The organism is Stenotrophomonas rhizophila (assembly GCF_020857975.1).
Classification (GTDB): domain Bacteria; phylum Pseudomonadota; class Gammaproteobacteria; order Xanthomonadales; family Xanthomonadaceae; genus Stenotrophomonas; species Stenotrophomonas rhizophila_C.
This window is the reverse complement of record NZ_JACWUO010000006.1, coordinates 165,280-181,871: the sequence shown is the minus strand read 5'-3', so window position 1 is coordinate 181,871 and position 16,592 is coordinate 165,280. Positions and strand designations below refer to the sequence as shown.

Below are 16,592 nucleotides of genomic sequence, written 5' to 3'. Positions count from 1 at the left end.
ACCGCCGGCCACATGCGGCCGGCGGTGCGGGTACTTACAGATCGATGCCGAAACCGATGCCGGCCGAACTCTCGCTGCCACTGAACGACCCGCCCAGACTAAAGCTGGCGCGTTCGCCGATCTGCTTGGAATAGCCGATCGACAAAGCCTTCTCGCTGCCCTGGAAACCGGCACCGACGCCGACTCGTCCGCGCTCGCTGCGGCTGTTGGCGGCATTGAGGGCCATGCTCATCATCGCCGAGTTCATCGCCCCCATCTTGTCGATGCGCTTGTCCTGGTTCTTCAGGCGGTTATCGACGTCATCGCGCAGCGCATCGAACTTGTCGTCCATCATGTCGAACTTCTTGTCGGTGTAGGACTTGGCCGAATCCAGGGTCCTGTCGGCGGTTTCGTCGGTGTAGGTCTTGGACGCGTTGTAGGTGTCCTGGTCGTAGGTGCCATTGCCCGAGCCGCCGGCGGGACCGTTGTCCGGTGCCTGGTCGCTGCCGTTGTCGGCGATCGGATCGACCGGCTTGTCTTTGCTGCCATCACCGCTGCCGGTGTTGCCCGGGCCCTTGCCATCCTCGACATTACTGAGGCGGTCATCCAGGTTGTTCACCGCATCGTCCAGCGCATCCAGCGCACCGCCGACATTGCCGTAGGTGCCGCCCTGGATCTGGTACTGCGGGCCGATGATCTTGCCATCGCTGCCCAGGTACGCCCCGCCGCCCAGCGCGGTGACCGCGCCCTGCAGCTGCTCCACGTTGGTCGCTTCGTCGAGCGCGGTACCGGCCTTGAGGTTGGCGATCTTGGTGCCCTTCTCGCCTTCCAGGCTGATCCTGTCCTTGCGATCGGGGTTGTCGTACTTCACCGCCGACTTGGCCAGTTCCTCCATGTCACCACCGACATCGGCGATGGCCCGGTCCATCTGGCCCTTGTTGACCGCATCGGTGGCTTCGGTACCGGCGGCGACATTGGTGATCTGGCGTTCGTCGCCGGCGCGGCCCACCGATACCGAGTTGTCACGGTCGGCCAGCGAATTGGCGCCCAATGCAGCCGCATTGCCGGCGGTTACCTGCGAGTACGCGCCTACCGCCACCGCCTGGTCGGTCCAGGTGGTGGCGCCAACGCCCAGTGCGACCGAGCCTTTACCGCCGGCGTAGGTCGGACGCAGGTTGCCGGCGTCATCGGCGCCCAGGCCGCCGATGGCGATGCCCTGGTTGTCGGCGACATAACTGCCTGTGCCCATCGCGATGCCCTGCCCGGCGCCTTTGGCCACCGTGGCACTCAGGCCCAGCGCAATGGCACCGGCCGCATCGGCACCCACCGAAGCGCCCATGCCCATCGCCACGGAGCCACCGGAGTCCTTGCCGACCCCTGGAGTGGCATCGGCCCACATCCCGACCTTATCGCCAGTGTTGATCGCCGTGGAACCATCGGACTCGGCCTTGGAGGCGTAGCCCAGCGCGACCGCGTTGGTGCCCAAGGCCTGCGCGTTGGTGCCCATCGCCACAGCGTCCCAGCCGCTGGCGACACTGCCATAGCCCACCGCCACCGAGGTTTCGCCCAATGCGGTGGCGCCGTTGCCAAGCGCGGTGCTGCCTTCGCCGCCGGCATAGCTGTCGCTGCCAACAGCGGTACTGCGGTCGCCGCCGGCCATCGCCTGGTGGCCCAACGCCACCGAAGCGTCGCCACCGGCATACGCGTTGGTGCCGACCGCCGCGGCGTTGTCACCGCTGGCCAGCGCATCATCGCTGCCGTCGTCGGCGCCGTTCACCGACAGATAGTGGCTGGCCTCGGCCGCGCCATCGGCCACCGCCTTCAACTGCGCCAGGTTGACCGCATCGGTGTCCTCGGTACCGGCCGCCACGTTGGTGATCTGGCGTTCGTTGCCGAAGCTGCCCACCGACACGCTGTTGGAGCGGTCGGCAATCGAGTCCGCGCCCAGCGCGACAGCGTTGTCAGCATCCTTCTTGACCCAGGCATCCTTACCGATCGCAACGCTGCTTTCGCTGCCGACCCAGGCATACTTGCCGATGGCCACGGCGTTATCCGCGCCAGTAAACACACCGTTGCCGATACCGATGCTGCTGTCGCCGTGGGCCTGGGCAAAGTCACCGATGGCGATGGCGTAGTCATCGAAGGCCAGCGCCAGATCGCCGATGGCGACCGAACTGAGCCCATCAGCCCAGGCACTGCGCCCCATCGCGACCGACGCCTCGCCGACCGCCAGCGCACCGCCTACCGCCACAGAATCATTGCCATGGGCCAATGCGCCGGCACCGAAGGCACTGCTGCCGGTACCGCTGGAAATCGCGCCCAGTCCGACCGCCGTGGAGTGATCGCCCTTGGAGTTGCTGCCCTCGCCGATGGCGATGCTGGATTGCCCGCGGGCCAGCGCGTCCTTGCCGATCGCCATGCTGTTGTCGGCCGTGGCCAGCGCCGAACTGCCCAGCGCCAGGCTGTCATTGCCCTGCGATTGCGCGTTGCGGCCCCCGGCCAGGCTGCCCTCGCCGGTGGCCAGGCTGCCCTCGCCCAGTGCCGTGCTGCCATCGGCCAACGCCACCGCACCACTGCCCAAGGCCGAAGCACCTACGCCGGCGGCATAACTGCCGCTGCCCAGTGCGGTGCTGTAGTCACCGTCGGCCACCGCATTGTGGCCCAGCGCCATCGCATCCGCGCCGGAAGCGAAAGCATCGCTGCCGATCGCCGCTGCATGGTCACCGATCACCATTGAGTCCTGGCCGATGGCAATGCCACCTTCACCGGTCGCACGTGCATTTTCGCCCAATGCCACCGCGCCATCGCCGAGTGCCCAGGCCTTGTAACCGATGGCCGACGCTGCCTGGCCCAGCGCACCGCTACTGGTACCCAGCGCGATGCCATTCTCATCGAAGACCTGCGCGCGCCCACCGATGGCCAGCCCACCGGCGCGGGCGGCCGTACTGAACGCGCCGATGGCCATGCTGTGGTTGCCGTAGGCCTTGCTGTTGGAGCCCATCGCCACCGCGTCGTGGCCTTCGGCATAGGCGCTGTCACCGAAAGCACTGCTGCCGTGACCAACCGCATACGCGTTCGGCCCCACCGCGCTGGCACGCTCACCACTGGCGTGCGCATCATCGCTGCCATCGCCGCGGCCATTGACGGACAGATAGTGGCTGGCATCAGCAGCGCCTTCGGCCACTTCTTTCAGCTGAGCCAGGTTGACCGCATCGGTGTCAGCGGTGCCGGCGGCCAGGTGGGTGATCTGGCGCTCGCTGCCTTCACTTCCCACCGAAACACTGTTGTCGCGATCGGCGACCGAGCCGGCCCCCAGCGCCACGCTGTTGTCGGCCAGTGCGTGCGCATCGTCGCCCAGCGCCAGCGCATCCTCACCGGTGGCCAGCGACTGCGCACCGAGCGCAACGCTGCCCTCGGCAGCGGCCCAGGCGTTTTCGCCCAGCGCGATGGCCTGGTCGGCTTCGGCCCAGGACTGATTGCCCAGAGCCAGCGAACCGGCACCGTTGGCCACGGCCTGGCGCCCCAGCGCGGCCGCATTGTTGCCGTTGGCCGTCGCGTCTTCGCCGATCGCCACCGAGGCGTCGCCGATGGCGCTGGCCCCGGCACCGAGCGCACTGCTGCCCGCGCCCTTGGCCTGGCTCCCTTCGCCCAGGGCCGTGGCCGAGACACCGCTGGCCTGTGCCGTGTTGCCCACCGCGGTTGCACCGGCACCACTGGCCACCGCATCGGTGCCCAGCGCCGCGCTGTGCCTGCCGCTGGCCCGGCTGTCGGCGCCCAGTGCCACCGCACCTTCAGCAGAGGCCGAACTGCGGCTGCCGATGGCGCTGGCATCGTCGTGCGACGCGCTGGCATGGTCGCCCAGCGCCAATGCCGCTTCGTTCAGCGCGCTGGCGCCATCGCCGATGGCCACGCTGCTGTCGCCGTCGGCATTGGCATCGCTGCCCAGCGCCGTGGACGCCTCGCCGCGGGCGCGGCTGTCGTTGCCCATCGCCACGCTGTCGTCGCCTTCGGCCCTGGCACGGCGACCGAACGCGCTGCTGTTGTCGCCGTCGGCCCTGGCGCCGGGTCCCACCGCGCTGCCGTTGCGACCGGCTGCCTGCGCATCGTCGCTGCCATCGTTGGCGCCATTGACGGCCAGGTAGCGGGTCGCCTCGCCGACGTCGGCGGCAACTTCCTTCAACTGGGCCAGGTTGACCGCATCGGTGTCTTCGGTGCCCGCGGCCAGGTTGGTGATCTGGCGATCCTGCGCCGGGTGGTAGTTGCCATAGTCATCGGTCCAGCCCTCGGCGCTGCCAACCGATACGGTATTGGCGCGGTCGCCGGTACTGGACCCTTGGCCCAGCGCTACGCTGTTGTCGGAACTGGCCAGGCTGTGCGAGCCCAACGCGGTGCTGTTGTCGCCCATCGCCCAGGCGTTGGAACCCAGCGCGCTGCTGTTATCGCCCTTGGCATAGCTGTTGAATCCGACCGCAGTGGCTTCAGCGCCGCGCGCCCAGCTCTCGCGGCCGACCGCGGTGCCATCAATGTTGGCCTGGGCATTGTTGCCCAGCGCCACCCCGCCCACGGCCGCCTTGGCCTGTACCCCGACTGCCAGCGCCGCGTCGTCGGCGATACTGCCCTGGCCGACGGCGGTGGCGACGTTGCCCGCGACGGTCTCGGTGCCCAGTGCGGTGGAGAAGAAGCCGTTGGCCCGCGCGTAGGCGCCCACCGCTACGGCCTTCCAGTCCAGGGCTTTCGCCGAACTGCCCAATGCCGTACTGCCCAACCCGCTGGCGTTGGCATTGCCGCCGACTGCAGTGGTCAGCGCCTGGTCTGCGCGCGCACGCCCACCGAGCGCTACGGCGCCCACGCCTGAGGCTGCACTGTCGGTACCAATGGCCACGGCATCGCGGTTCTGGCTGTGTGCGCGGGCACCGATGGCCACATTGCCATCACCCTCGGCGCGTGCATCTGGCCCAAGCGCGGTGCTGTCGCGGCCTGTGGCCAGCGCGTCGTCGCTGCCATCGCCGGCACCGTTGACCGACAGATAGTGGCCGGCGTCACCCACCTGATCGGCCACGCGCTGCAACTGCTGCAGGTTCACCGCGTCGTTTGCCTGCGTGCCGTCAGCCACACCGGTAATCTGGCGGGTGGTGCCATACAACTCGTTGCCCACCGACACCGTGTCATCGCGCAGCGCACGCGAGTCCGAACCCAGCGCCACCGAATTGCTGCCATCGGCCTTGGCACGTGTGCCGAGCGCGCTGGCGTTGTCACCGACGGTCTGCGCACCGGCGCCGACCGCAGTGCTGTTGCGGCCCCAGGCCGCAGTAGTTTCTGCAATGCAGAACTGACCATCGCAAGCCGGGATGCCACCAATGGCAATCGAACTGGCGCCATCGGCGCGGCTGTCGCGGCCCATGGCAATGCTGTGGCTACCGCTGGCATAGGCCTCCGAACCCAGTGCCATCGCATGCATGGCGCTCGCCCGCGCGCCGACGCCATAGGCGTTGGAACCCAGCTCTTCGGCGCGGGCACCGGTACCCAGCGCGGTCGCCAGCCGGCCACTGGCCTGCGATTCGGCGCCCAGCGCGGTACTGCCATCACCGCTGGCCATGCTGTAGGCCCCTACCGCAGTGGCAACGTCGCCATCGGCGCGCGCGCCCTGGCCCAGCGCCAATGCGTCACGACCCAGCACGGCAGCGTCCCCGGCGTTCACCGGCAGTGCCACGCCACGCTGCTGGCCGCAGCCCTGCGCATCTTCCACGCAGAGCGGGTCTTCGCTGTCCTCACTGGCCGATGCCCACGCCGGCATCAACAAGGCACTGGCCAGCAGACACACCATGGCGCCGCCGCTACGACCACCGGCACGACCACAACCACGGGCGAGCTCGGAGGCGACCACCAGCTGCTGCAAGACACGATTCCAGACACGACGAAAGATCTTGTTCATGAAGTTCCCTGCACTGCGGATTATTCAGGCAACAGGACGCCCATCGACCGTCCGCAGGCGTATCTGCCAGCGTGTCGCTGCGGGTCTTGTTGAATGGCTGCCGGTGCGCTGGGGAGAGAAGTTTTCTGCACCGGCCGTGAACAACCTAGGCGGCTGAACAAACGCTGTCACGCACGCACTCTCACCGTATTTTCATCGCGCATCACCGACTTCTCACCGCCCGCGTTGGCAATGCAATCCGCGCGCGATGCGCCGCCGCGGTAGATGCTGCTGGAAGGCAGCGCGATGGCAGGCGAGAACGCGCGGATCGGGCGGGTAGTGGAACGCACGGAGGTGAATGGGTGCACGACCCCGTATGCCATCACTGCACTGCAAGTTCAGCGCGGGTCAGGCAATGAATACGTAACCCTCGCCGTGTACCGAAGTCAGTGGCAGTGGCAGGCCGCAACCGTTGGCGACCTTGCGTCGCAAGCGGTGGATCATCGAGTCCAGGCGGTGGGTATCGAACTCGAACACGTCGTCGGTCAGCGTGGAGATCAGTTCTTCACGCAACACCACCTCGCCGGTGGCGGCGATCAGTCGTTGCAGCAGCGGCCGCTCGCTGCGGGTCAGGTTGACCCCGCAGCCCAGCGGCGACAACAGCCGCCAACCGCCCGCGTCCAGCCGCCAACCGCCATCAGGCACCGCCTCGGCGGCCGGCTGCCGACCCTCCCGCAGGCGCCGGGCCAGGCTGTGCAGGGTGGCCGCCAGCAGACTGATGTCGACCGGCTTGGCCAGGTAGGCATCGGCCCCGCTGCTCAGCCCGCGCATCTGGTCGGTAACGCTGGCGCGACCGGTCAGCATCAACAGGCCCAGCGGTGGGTAGCGCCGGCGCAGCGACTGCACCAACTCGAATCCATCGGCATCCGGCAGACCGGCATCGATCACCGCGATGTCCACCGGCTGCTGTTGCAGACACGCGAGCAGTTCTGCGGCGCTCGCCAGTCCGTCCACCGCGAAACCATGGTCGCGCAGTCGCGGCAACAGCACGCAGTCGCGCAACACCCGGTCATCTTCCAGTACGACGATCTTCACTGCGGTGTGCGGGCTATCGATCACTCTCGGCAGGCAACTGAATCCGGGGCACCTCGATGGTAGCCGGGCTTGCCGCGCAGGTCTTTCGATAAATGTGCAAATTGCAGGAAACGATTGCAGCGGCCGGCGATACGCCAGCGTAGGGTGGCAGCGGCGCCACCGGCACCTGCTCAGTCTGTCGGTCGCGTCCGCACGATCGCCAACACGTCATCCAGCAACGCCGCTGCGGTGACCCCGGCACCCGCGCCGGGCCCCTGGATCAGCAGCGGTTGCGCGTGATAGCGGTCGCTGTGGATGGCCACCCGGTTGTCGGTCTGCGCACCGCCGGCCAGCGGATGGTCCAGCGGCAGGATGCGCAACCCTACCGACGCGCCCTCGTGATCGAAACCGCCTACGAAACGCAGGCACGCACCCTGCGCCTGCGCCTGTTGCCAATGCCGTTGCAGCGGAGCGTCGAGCAGCGTCAGCTGTGCCAGCGCCTCGCCCGGCAGAAGCGTCGCCAGCGCCGCCGGCACCAGCGAGTCCACCTGCACCTGTTCGGCACGCAGCGCGATACCACTGGCGCGCGCCAGGATCAGCAGCTTGCGGCGTACATCTTCACCGGACAGGTCCACGCGCGGATCCGGCTCGGTATAGCCGGCATCGGCCGCTTCGCGCACCCACGCGGAAAACGGGCGCCGGCCATCGTAGTGATGGAACAGCCACGCCAACGACCCGGACAGCACGCCTTCCACGCGGTGGATGCGGTCGCCGCCGGCGGCCAGCGCGCGCAGGCTGCTCAGCAGCGGCAGCCCGGCACCGACGGTGGCGCTGTCGCCGTAGTGCGCCGCGCCGCCGTGGCCGCTGTCGGCGATCGCCTGTGCGCGCGCCAGCTGCGCCCCACGCCCCAGCTTGTTGGCGGTGACCACGTGCACGCCGCGTGCCAGCCATTGTTCATGCCAGTTGGCAACCTCGTCGCTGGCGGTCGCATCGACCACCACGTCGCCGCGCTGCAGGCCTTCGACCTCGGCCCATGGCTGCAGCGCCGGTACCCCGCGCGCGGCCAGGTTGGCCTGCTGCAGCTCGTGCTCCGGCGCCTGTTCGCAGGCGCGCGCGGTGCGTGAATTGGCCAGCCACGAGAACGCCGGCAATACCAGGCCGCGCGCCTGCAGTGCCTGGTAGCGCTGCACGAACGCGGTGCCGACGGTGCCGGTACCCAGCAGCGCCAGCCGCCGCCCGCCCGCTGCAACCGGGTGCAGGTTCAGTACCGCGCTCATGCATCCACCTGTTTGCGCAACGCCGCTCTGGCCTGCAGGTCGATCACCGCCTGCGCACGCTCCAGCCCGGCCTGCAGGTCGGCCACCAGGTCTTCGGCCGCCTCGATGCCCACCGACAGGCGCAGCAGGCCCTCGCCGATGCCGGCGTGCGCGCGCGCCTGGGGCGTCATCGCCGCATGGGTCATGGTCGCCGGGTGCGCGACCAGGCTCTCCACCCCGCCCAGCGACTCGGCCAGGGTGAAGCAGCGCAGCCCATCGACAAACGCCCGCACCGCCGCGTGAGGGTCATCGCCCGGACACGAGGCCAGCTCGAAGGACAGCATCGCGCCGAAGCCGTCCTGCTGACGCGCGGCAATCGCATGGCCGGGATGGTCGGCCAGGCCCGGGTAGTAGACCTTGGCCACCGCGTCGCTGCCGGCCAGCAGCTCGACCACCTCGGCGGTGTTTTCCTGATGCGCACGCAGGCGCGCGCCGAGCGTGCGCAAGCCGCGCAGGGTCAGGAACGCATCGAACGGCGAACCGGTCAGGCCCAGCGCGTTGGCCCACCACACCAGCTGCTCGTGCACGGCTGGATCGCGCGCGATCACCGCACCGCCGACCACGTCGCTGTGGCCGTTGATGTACTTGGTGGTCGAATGCAGCACCACGTCGGCGCCAAAGGCTATCGGCTGCTGCAGGGCCGGCGACAGGAAGGTGTTGTCCACCACCACCCTGGCCCCGGCCTTGTGCGCGGCGTCGATCACAAAGCGCAGGTCGGTGATGCGCAGCAGCGGGTTGGACGGGGTTTCGATCAGCACCAGGGTGGGCGACTGCGCCAGCGCATCGGCCAGCGAACGCGGATCGGTCAGGTCGGCGGTGATCAGGCTGAAATGGCCCTTGTTGGCCAGCGCGTTGAACAGGCGCCAGCTGCCGCCGTAGGCATCGTGCGGCACCACCAGGGTATCGCCGGGCTGCAGCAGCGCGTTGAGCACCAGGTTGATCGCGCCCATGCCGGTGGAGGTGATCACCCCGCCGGCCCCGCCTTCCAGTTCGGCCAGGGCTTCACCGAGCAGGTCGCGGGTCGGGTTGCCGCTGCGGGTGTAGTCGTACTGGCGCTTGTTGCCAAAGCCATCGAAGCTGAAGTTCGACGACAGCACGATCGGCGGGGTCACCGCGCCGTGGGCGGTATCGCGGTCGATGCCGGCACGCACGGCGGCGGTGACGCGGCTACAGGACGGTGCGTTGCCAGTGGACAGACTCATGCGGTTTCTCCCGGGGAATGGATGGCGTTGGCGAGGATCGCGTCGATGCGATCGGTTTCTTTCAGGAAGGCGTCGTGGCCGTAGGGCGAGCGCAGCACGCGCAGGCTGCCGCGCGGGCCAAGTCCCTCGACCAGGCCGACGCAGTCGGCCAGCGGCACCAGGCGGTCGCCTTCAACGGCCACCACCACAGTGGGGACCTGGATGGCGGTGGGATCGACGCGGTGCAGGTCGATCGATTCGGACAGGCGCAGGTAGGCGTCCACCGGGGTGCGCGCCACGTACTGCGCGCCGGCGGCGTCCAGATAGTCCTCGGCAGCCACGCGCACGCGGCCATTGACCAGCTCCGGGGCGGTGTCGAAGCGGTCGCCGAACTCCTCCGGGGTGCGGTAGCTGAGCATGGCGAACTGGCGGGCCAGCGCCAGCCCGTGGCTTTCGGCGCACTGCAGCTGGCCCAATGCGACCGCGCGGCGCTGCAGCGCGCGCCAGGCGGCGGCATAGGGATGCGGGCGGTGCGCGCCGCTGACCGCCACCAGCTTGCGCAGCCGCTGCCGATGGCGCACTGCGAACTGCTGGCCGACCAGCGCGCCGTAGGAGTAACCAACAAAGCAGTGCAGCTGGCCGATGCCCAGATGGTCGAGCAGCAGCGCCAGCGCATCGGCCTGGTCGGCGGTATCGATCGGCAGGTCCAGCGCACCGTCGGCGCCGATGAAATCGAACGCGAGAATGCGCAGGGCGGTCGGATCCAGGCTGCGCCCGGGCGCGACCAGGCCTTCGGCCCAGCCCTTCTCGGGGAAGTCGGCATTGGCCGCCACGTGGCGGTGCGCGGAGATGCCGCCGGCCAGTACGACCACCGGCGCGTCGCTGCGGCCCACCAGCTCATAGCGCAGGCGCACCGGCCGCGGCCCGCCATGGCGCATCGACAGCACCGCGGCGATATCGCCGCGCACGGCGTGCAAGCCGGTATCGAGCGGGACGCTGATCGGTGCGAAGGCGTCGGTGGCAACAGCGGCGGCAGTAGCGAAACCCATGGCGGTATCCAGAGAAGGAGTCGGCCATCGAGCTTTCGCGGAGCTCGCGTTCGAGGTGCACGCACGGTGCACGGTTCGAACCATCTTTCGGAAGACCACAACGGTCTCCGCAGGATTTGGCACCTACGCAGGTCGCTTGCGCACCTGCGGGCTGCCCCGGCTTCAAAGGGCCTGTCCCTCTGCCGGTCTCGATGGTGAGGCTACGATGCCAGCCCCTTCCGGGGATGTCAATCCCTTCATCCGGATGAAGCGATATGGCTTTTTCTTATCAGTGGCCGGTCGGCGAGCGGGCTATCAGTAGTAGCGCAGCCCCGGCTCGTCCGATTGCCGCCGGTAGCCGTGGTCACCGCTCATGCGGCAGCTTCGTTCAGCGCCGTGAGGCAGCGATGAATCCAGCCGGGCATGCGGGTCTTCCCCCACCCCGCCCGCTTGCGTACAGTCGCGCCCACCTGTCCCGGATCCCGCCCATGCGCCGTGCCCTGCTGGCCACCCTGCTGCTGTGCCCCCTGGCGATCGCGGCCGCGGCGGCGCCGAACGGGGCTGGCTGGCGCAGCGGCTGGGGCATCGCCCAGCCATCGGCGGCCACGCCGCAGGACGCCGACAGCGGCCCGATCGCCTCGGTCGCGCTGGAAGGCGCCGGCCACCGCTGGCAGGTGCGGGTGGACAACCACCTGGCCGGCCCGGTGCAGGTTGGCCTGCGCCAGCCTCCTGGCGCGGCCCCCCTGCCCGGCTTGCCGCTGCGCAGCGTGCTGGCCGGCGCCTCCAGCGTGGTGGTGGCCCGCCTGCAGCTGCCCGACGGCGTGCCGCGGCTGGACCTGCTGCTGGATGCCGTACCCGGCGACCCGGCCGCACAGCCCCAGGACGTGGCCTACCGGCTGCCCTTCGACGCCGCCCGCCTCCGGGTCAGCCAGGCCCCGCAGGGCCGTTTCAGCCATACCGACGCGGAAAACCGCGATGCGGTCGATTTCGCCCTGCCCGAGGGCACCCCGGTGCTGGCCGCCCGCGCCGGCCGGGTGATGCAGGTGCAGGGCCGCTTCCACGGCAACGGCGGAAGCGCGCCGGGCGACCGCGAACGGGCCAACTTCATCCGCATCCTGCACCCGGACGGCAGCATGGCCGTCTACGCCCACCTGCAGCCCAGCGGGCTGCGCGTGCGCAGCGGGCAACGGGTCCAGGCCGGCCAACCGATCGGGCTGTCCGGCAATACCGGCTACAGCACCGCCCCGCACCTGCACTTCGTGGTCCAGGTCAATGCCGGCATGCAATTGCGCTCGATTCCGGTGCGGATCGTGGCGCCCCGGGGCGAGCTGCGCTTTGCCCGCGAGGCCCCCAGCGATGGCCAGGCCGCCCCGTACCGACCCGCCAGTGGCGGCAGCCCGCTATAATCGGGGGCTTATCTCTTTGAAAAGCGCCCCGGGCGGGCGCGTCCTGCCATGTCCGAAGTCGCTACCGAAGCCGCGCGCCGCCGCACCTTCGCCATCATTTCCCATCCTGACGCCGGCAAGACCACGCTGACCGAAAAGCTGCTGCTGTTCGGCGGCGCGATCCAGATGGCCGGTTCGGTCAAGGGCCGCAAGGCGGCGCGCCATGCGACCTCCGACTGGATGGCGCTGGAAAAGGAGCGCGGGATCTCGGTCACCTCCTCGGTGATGCAGTTCCCCTATGAAGGCAAGATCGTCAACCTGCTCGACACCCCCGGCCACGCCGACTTCGGCGAGGACACCTACCGGGTGCTGACCGCGGTGGATTCGGCGCTGATGGTGATCGACGTGGCCAAGGGCGTGGAAGAGCGCACCATCAAACTGATGGAAGTGTGCCGCCTGCGCGACACCCCGATCATGACCTTCATCAACAAGCTCGACCGCGAAGGCAAGGAGCCGATCGACCTGCTCGATGAAGTGGAAAGCGTGCTCGGCATCCAGTGCGCGCCGGTGACCTGGCCGATCGGCATGGGCCAGCGCCTGAAGGGCGTGGTCCACCTGATCAGCGGCGAAGTGCACCTGTACGAACAGGGCCGCAACTTCACCCGCCAGGACTCGACGATCTTTCCCTCGATCGATTCGCCGGGCCTGGCCGAGAAGATCGGCGAGCGCATGCTGGCCGACCTGCGCGACGAACTGGAACTGGTGCAGGGCGCCAGCCACCGGTTCGATTCGGCCGAGTATCTGGCTGGCAGGCAGACCCCGGTGTTCTTCGGCTCGGGCGTGAACAACTTCGGTGTGCAGCCGCTGCTGGACTTCTTCGTCGAGCACGCCCCGTCGCCGCAGCCGCGCGCCACCACCGGCCGGGTGATCGCCCCGCAGGAAAACAAGCTGACCGGCTTCGTGTTCAAGATCCAGGCCAACATGGACCCGCAGCACCGCGACCGGGTGGCCTTCATGCGGGTGTGCTCGGGCCGCTTCGTGGCCGGCATGAAGACCTTCCACGTGCGTACCGGCAAGGAAATGAAGCTGGCCAACGCGCTGACCTTCATGGCCAGCGACCGCGAAATCGCCGCCGAAGCCTGGCCTGGCGATGTGATCGGCATCCATAACCACGGCACCATCTCCATCGGCGACACCTTCACCGAAGGCGAAGCGGTGAGCTTCACCGGCATCCCCAACTTCGCCCCGGAACTGTTCCGCCGCGCGCGCCTGCGCGATCCGCTCAAGCTCAAGCAATTGCAGAAGGGCCTGGCCCAGCTGTCCGAAGAAGGCGCCACCCAGTTCTTCCGCCCGCTGATGAGCAACGACCTGATCCTCGGCGCGGTCGGCGTGCTGCAGTTCGACGTGGCCGCCTACCGTTTGAAGGACGAGTACGGCGTGGAAGCCACCTTCGAGCCGGTCAGCGTCAGCACCGCGCGCTGGGTGACCTGCAGCAACGAGAAGAAGCTGGAGGAGTTCCGCGAGAAGAACGCCGGCAACCTCAGCATCGACGCGGCCGGCCAGCTGGTCTACCTGGCCCCGACCCGGGTCAACCTGCAGTTGGCGCAGGAGCGCGCGCCGGACGTGCGCTTTGCCGCCACCCGCGAAGCGGCGCACAGCATTTCAGTGGCCTGAGCCCCGGCCTGAGCCCCGACTGAAACGGCGCGCGTGCATGCGCGCCGCATCGCGGCGATGATAGGGGGGAGCGGGCTCCCCCTCCCCGCACGCCTTATCATCACCATGACCTCTGTTGCTTCGGTACGTGAAGAAATCGCCAGCGCCCTGACCCACGGGTTGGGCGCGGTTGCCGCGCTCGCTGCCAGTGCGGTGCTGATCACCCTGGCCGCCATCCATGGCGACCGCTGGCAACTGGCCAGCGCGATCGTGTTCGGTGTGGCGCTGCTGCTGCTGTATACCGCCTCCACCCTGTACCACGCGATCCAGCACCCGGTCGTCAAGGGCCGGCTGAAGGTATTCGACCATTGCGCGATCTATGTGCTGATCGCCGGCACCTACACCCCCTTCACCCTGATCGGCCTGCGCGGCGGCCCGTGGGGTTGGGGCATGTTCACCGCGATCTGGGCGCTGGCGCTGTTCGGGGTGATCTTCAAGCTGTTCTACACCGGCCGGTTCAAACTGCTGTCGACCATCATCTACATCGCCATGGGCTGGATGGTGATGGTGGCGATCAAGCCGATGTGGGCCTCGCTGGACGCCTGGACGCTGGGCTGGCTGCTGGCCGGTGGCGTGTTCTATACGCTGGGCACCTATTTCTACCACCGCGAATCGATCCCTTATTCGCATGCGATCTGGCATCTGTTCGTGATTGGCGGCAGCGTATGCCACTTTGTGGCGGTCACCGCGCAGGTGCTGTAGCACCTTTGCGGCGGCCGCCACAAAGTGGCACCCCATCCTGCTGTGCAGGATGGGGCCCCTTGCGCATGCCTCCTATCCCCGCGCCTGTCGGCGCGCCCCCTTAACAGAAGGGGGCTTGCACGTTCTGGGGCACCTCCTCGGCAGCACAGCAGACGGCTTACCTCTGCCGGCATGTCCATTTAACAAACACCGCCTCCCTGACAGATCGCTTACGCTTGCTTCGCGTTGCGTGCACCGTGAACAGGGAAAGATGGGCGTGTGAATACCGTCCCCACGCCTGTGCCCGATTCATCCTCCTCCCGCTCACGCTGGCGCACGCGGCGTCCTGGCAAGCGCGGGCAACGCTGGCTTGCGGTGCTGGTGTTCCTGTTCGCGCTGGTCCTGCTGGTGATCGCGCTGTGGGACTGGAACTGGTTCAAGGGTCCTGTCGAACGCGCCGTGCAGGCCAAGACCGGGCGCGAATTCCATATCGGCGGCAACCTGGATGTCGATCTCGGGCGCACCCTGACCGTGCGCGGCGATGGCCTGACCTTTGCCAATGCGTCGTGGTCCAGGACGCCGCGCATGGCCAGCGCCGACCGCGCCGAAATCGACCTGCGGGCCTGGCCGCTGCTGCGCGGCCAGATCCGCATTCCCGAAATCCGCCTTACCCGGCCCGACCTGCTGCTGGAAACCGCACCGGGCAAGGACCAGCCCGGCAACTGGGATTTCCTCGGCCCCAACGATGGCGACCCGCCGGTACTGCAGCGCCTGCTCATCGACGACGGCCGCCTGAAGTTCCTCGGCAGCGCCGGCCGCACCGACGTCCTGGTCGCCCTCAACAGCGGCAAACCACGCACGCCGGACAGTGCCCCGCCGCTGCTGGTCAAGGGCAAGGGCCGCTGGAAGGGCAACGCCTTCTCGCTGGACGGCAACACCGAGTCGCCCCTGGAGCTCACCAACAGCGACCACCCGTTCCGCATCCATCTGGACGGCCGCGCCGGCGGCACCCGTGCCATCGCCAGCGGCACCCTCACCAACCCCTTCGCCCTGCGCGTGTTCAACCTCCAGCTCATGCTCAGCGGCCGGGACATGGAAGACCTGTTCCCGCTGATCGGCGTGGCCATGCCGTCCACCCCGCCGTACCGCCTCAACGGCCGGCTCAAGCGCGACCACGACATCTGGCGCTACGAGGAGTTCACCGGCGTCGCCGGCGACAGCGACCTTGCCGGCACCGCGCAGATCGACGTCGGCGGGCAACGCCCGTTCCTCAAGGCCGACCTGGCCTCCAGGCGCCTGGACTTCGACGACCTGGCCGGCTTCATCGGCGCCCCGCCGCGGACCGGCGCCGGCGAAACCGCCAACGCCGAACAGAAGGCCAGGGCCGCCGCCCTCGCCGCCCGCGCGAAGATCCTGCCCGACACGCCCTACAACCTCACCAAGCTGCGCGCCATGGACGCGGACGTGCGCTGGAAGGCGCAGCGCATCAATTCCCCCACGCTGCCGCTGGACGACATGGATGCCCACCTCAAACTCGACGCCGGCCTGCTGCGCCTGGAGCCGCTCAACTTCGGCGTTGCCGGCGGCGACATCCGCAGCACCGTGCGCATGGACGCACGCAAGGACGTGATTTCCACCCAGCTGCAGGCCAGCATCCGCAAGGTGCAGCTGGGCAGACTGATGCCCGATTCCAAGCTGGCCGACCAGGTCGCCGGCGGCGTCAGCGGCGACCTCGACCTGGCCGGCAGCGGCAACTCGGTCGCGGCCATGCTGGGCAGTTCCAACGGCAACGTGTCCGTGGGCATCGGCCGCGGCCACGTCGGCAACCTGGTGATGGAACTGGCCGGGCTGGACGTGGCCGAATCGCTGAAATTCCTGTTCACCGGCGACAAACAGATTCCGCTGCGCTGCGCCTTCGGCGACTTCGGCGTCGACGACGGCGTCATGCACGCCCGCGCACTGGGGCTGGATACCACCGATACCCTGATCGTCGGCGAGGGCAGCATCGACCTCAAGCAGGAACAACTGGACCTGCTGCTGCGCCCGCGCCCGAAGGACTTCAGCATCCTGGCCCTGCGCTCGCCGCTGCGCGTGGGCGGCAGCTTCAAGGATCCTTCGTTCCGCCCCGACTTCAAGGCCCTGGGCCTCCGCGGCGCGATCGCCCTCACCCTGGGCACCCTCACCCCGCCGGCCGCGCTGCTGGCTACCCTGGAAACCGGGCCCGGCAAGGACAGCAATTGCGGCGGACGCTACCGGAAGTGAGGGACGCCAGGCGTACCGACCAACGGTCGGTACCTACCAATCGCGCCACCGTAGGTGCCGAC

10 protein-coding genes and 1 riboswitch are annotated in these 16,592 nt (G+C 68.6%); of the genes, 4 read left to right on the top strand and 6 right to left on the bottom strand.

Annotated features, from left to right (window positions below; all coding sequences use genetic code 11):
* Nucleotides 1-34: 34 nt before the first annotated feature.
* The 6 genes from IC535_RS08275 to metX all read right to left on the bottom strand — a co-directional run bounded on the left by IC535_RS08275 (nt 35) and on the right by metX (nt 10,510).
* Nucleotides 35-5,911 (bottom strand): ESPR-type extended signal peptide-containing protein, encoded by a 5,877-nt coding sequence (locus IC535_RS08275; protein WP_228884183.1) that lies wholly within the window; start codon nt 5,909-5,911, stop codon nt 35-37.
* Nucleotides 5,912-6,078: 167 nt separating this feature from the next.
* Nucleotides 6,079-6,240 carry a hypothetical protein gene (locus IC535_RS08270; protein WP_228884182.1) on the bottom strand — a complete coding sequence of 54 codons (162 nt, stop codon included), beginning with the start codon at nt 6,238-6,240 and terminating at the stop codon, nt 6,079-6,081.
* A 58-nt stretch (nt 6,241-6,298) separates the two neighbouring features.
* The gene (locus IC535_RS08265) at nt 6,299-6,985 is read right to left on the bottom strand and encodes a response regulator transcription factor (RefSeq protein WP_228884181.1); all 687 of its coding nucleotides are present in this window, start codon (nt 6,983-6,985) and stop codon (nt 6,299-6,301) included.
* Between the two features lie 170 nt (nt 6,986-7,155).
* Nucleotides 7,156-8,241, bottom strand: a complete 1,086-nt coding sequence (locus IC535_RS08260; protein WP_228884180.1) for a homoserine dehydrogenase — start codon at nt 8,239-8,241, stop codon at nt 7,156-7,158.
* Complete coding sequence (locus IC535_RS08255; protein ID WP_228884179.1) at nt 8,238-9,482, bottom strand: O-succinylhomoserine (thiol)-lyase; 1,245 nt, start codon at nt 9,480-9,482, stop codon at nt 8,238-8,240. Before IC535_RS08255 ends, IC535_RS08260 begins: the two co-directional genes overlap by 4 nt.
* Nucleotides 9,479-10,510: a homoserine O-succinyltransferase MetX gene (gene metX, locus IC535_RS08250; RefSeq protein WP_228884178.1), complete on the bottom strand. Its 1,032-nt coding sequence runs from the start codon at nt 10,508-10,510 to the stop codon at nt 9,479-9,481. Before metX ends, IC535_RS08255 begins: the two co-directional genes overlap by 4 nt.
* Before the next feature lie 77 nt (nt 10,511-10,587).
* Nucleotides 10,588-10,708, bottom strand: a riboswitch (SAM riboswitch).
* Nucleotides 10,709-10,977: 269 nt separating this feature from the next.
* Between metX and IC535_RS08245 the strand changes: the two genes are divergently transcribed.
* The 4 genes from IC535_RS08245 (at nt 10,978) to IC535_RS08230 (ending at nt 16,530) form a co-directional block, all read left to right on the top strand.
* Nucleotides 10,978-11,895: a M23 family metallopeptidase gene (locus IC535_RS08245; protein ID WP_228884177.1), complete on the top strand. Its 918-nt coding sequence runs from the start codon at nt 10,978-10,980 to the stop codon at nt 11,893-11,895.
* Nucleotides 11,896-11,943: 48 nt separating this feature from the next.
* Nucleotides 11,944-13,548 (top strand): peptide chain release factor 3, encoded by a 1,605-nt coding sequence (locus tag IC535_RS08240; protein ID WP_228884176.1) that lies wholly within the window; start codon nt 11,944-11,946, stop codon nt 13,546-13,548.
* Between the two features lie 105 nt (nt 13,549-13,653).
* Complete coding sequence (gene trhA, locus IC535_RS08235) at nt 13,654-14,289, top strand: PAQR family membrane homeostasis protein TrhA (RefSeq protein WP_267472835.1); 636 nt, start codon at nt 13,654-13,656, stop codon at nt 14,287-14,289.
* Between the two features lie 258 nt (nt 14,290-14,547).
* A complete protein-coding gene (locus tag IC535_RS08230) occupies nt 14,548-16,530 on the top strand; it encodes an AsmA family protein (RefSeq protein ID WP_429000309.1) in 1,983 nt (660 codons plus the stop codon).
* The last annotated feature ends 62 nt before the right edge of the window (nt 16,531-16,592 follow it).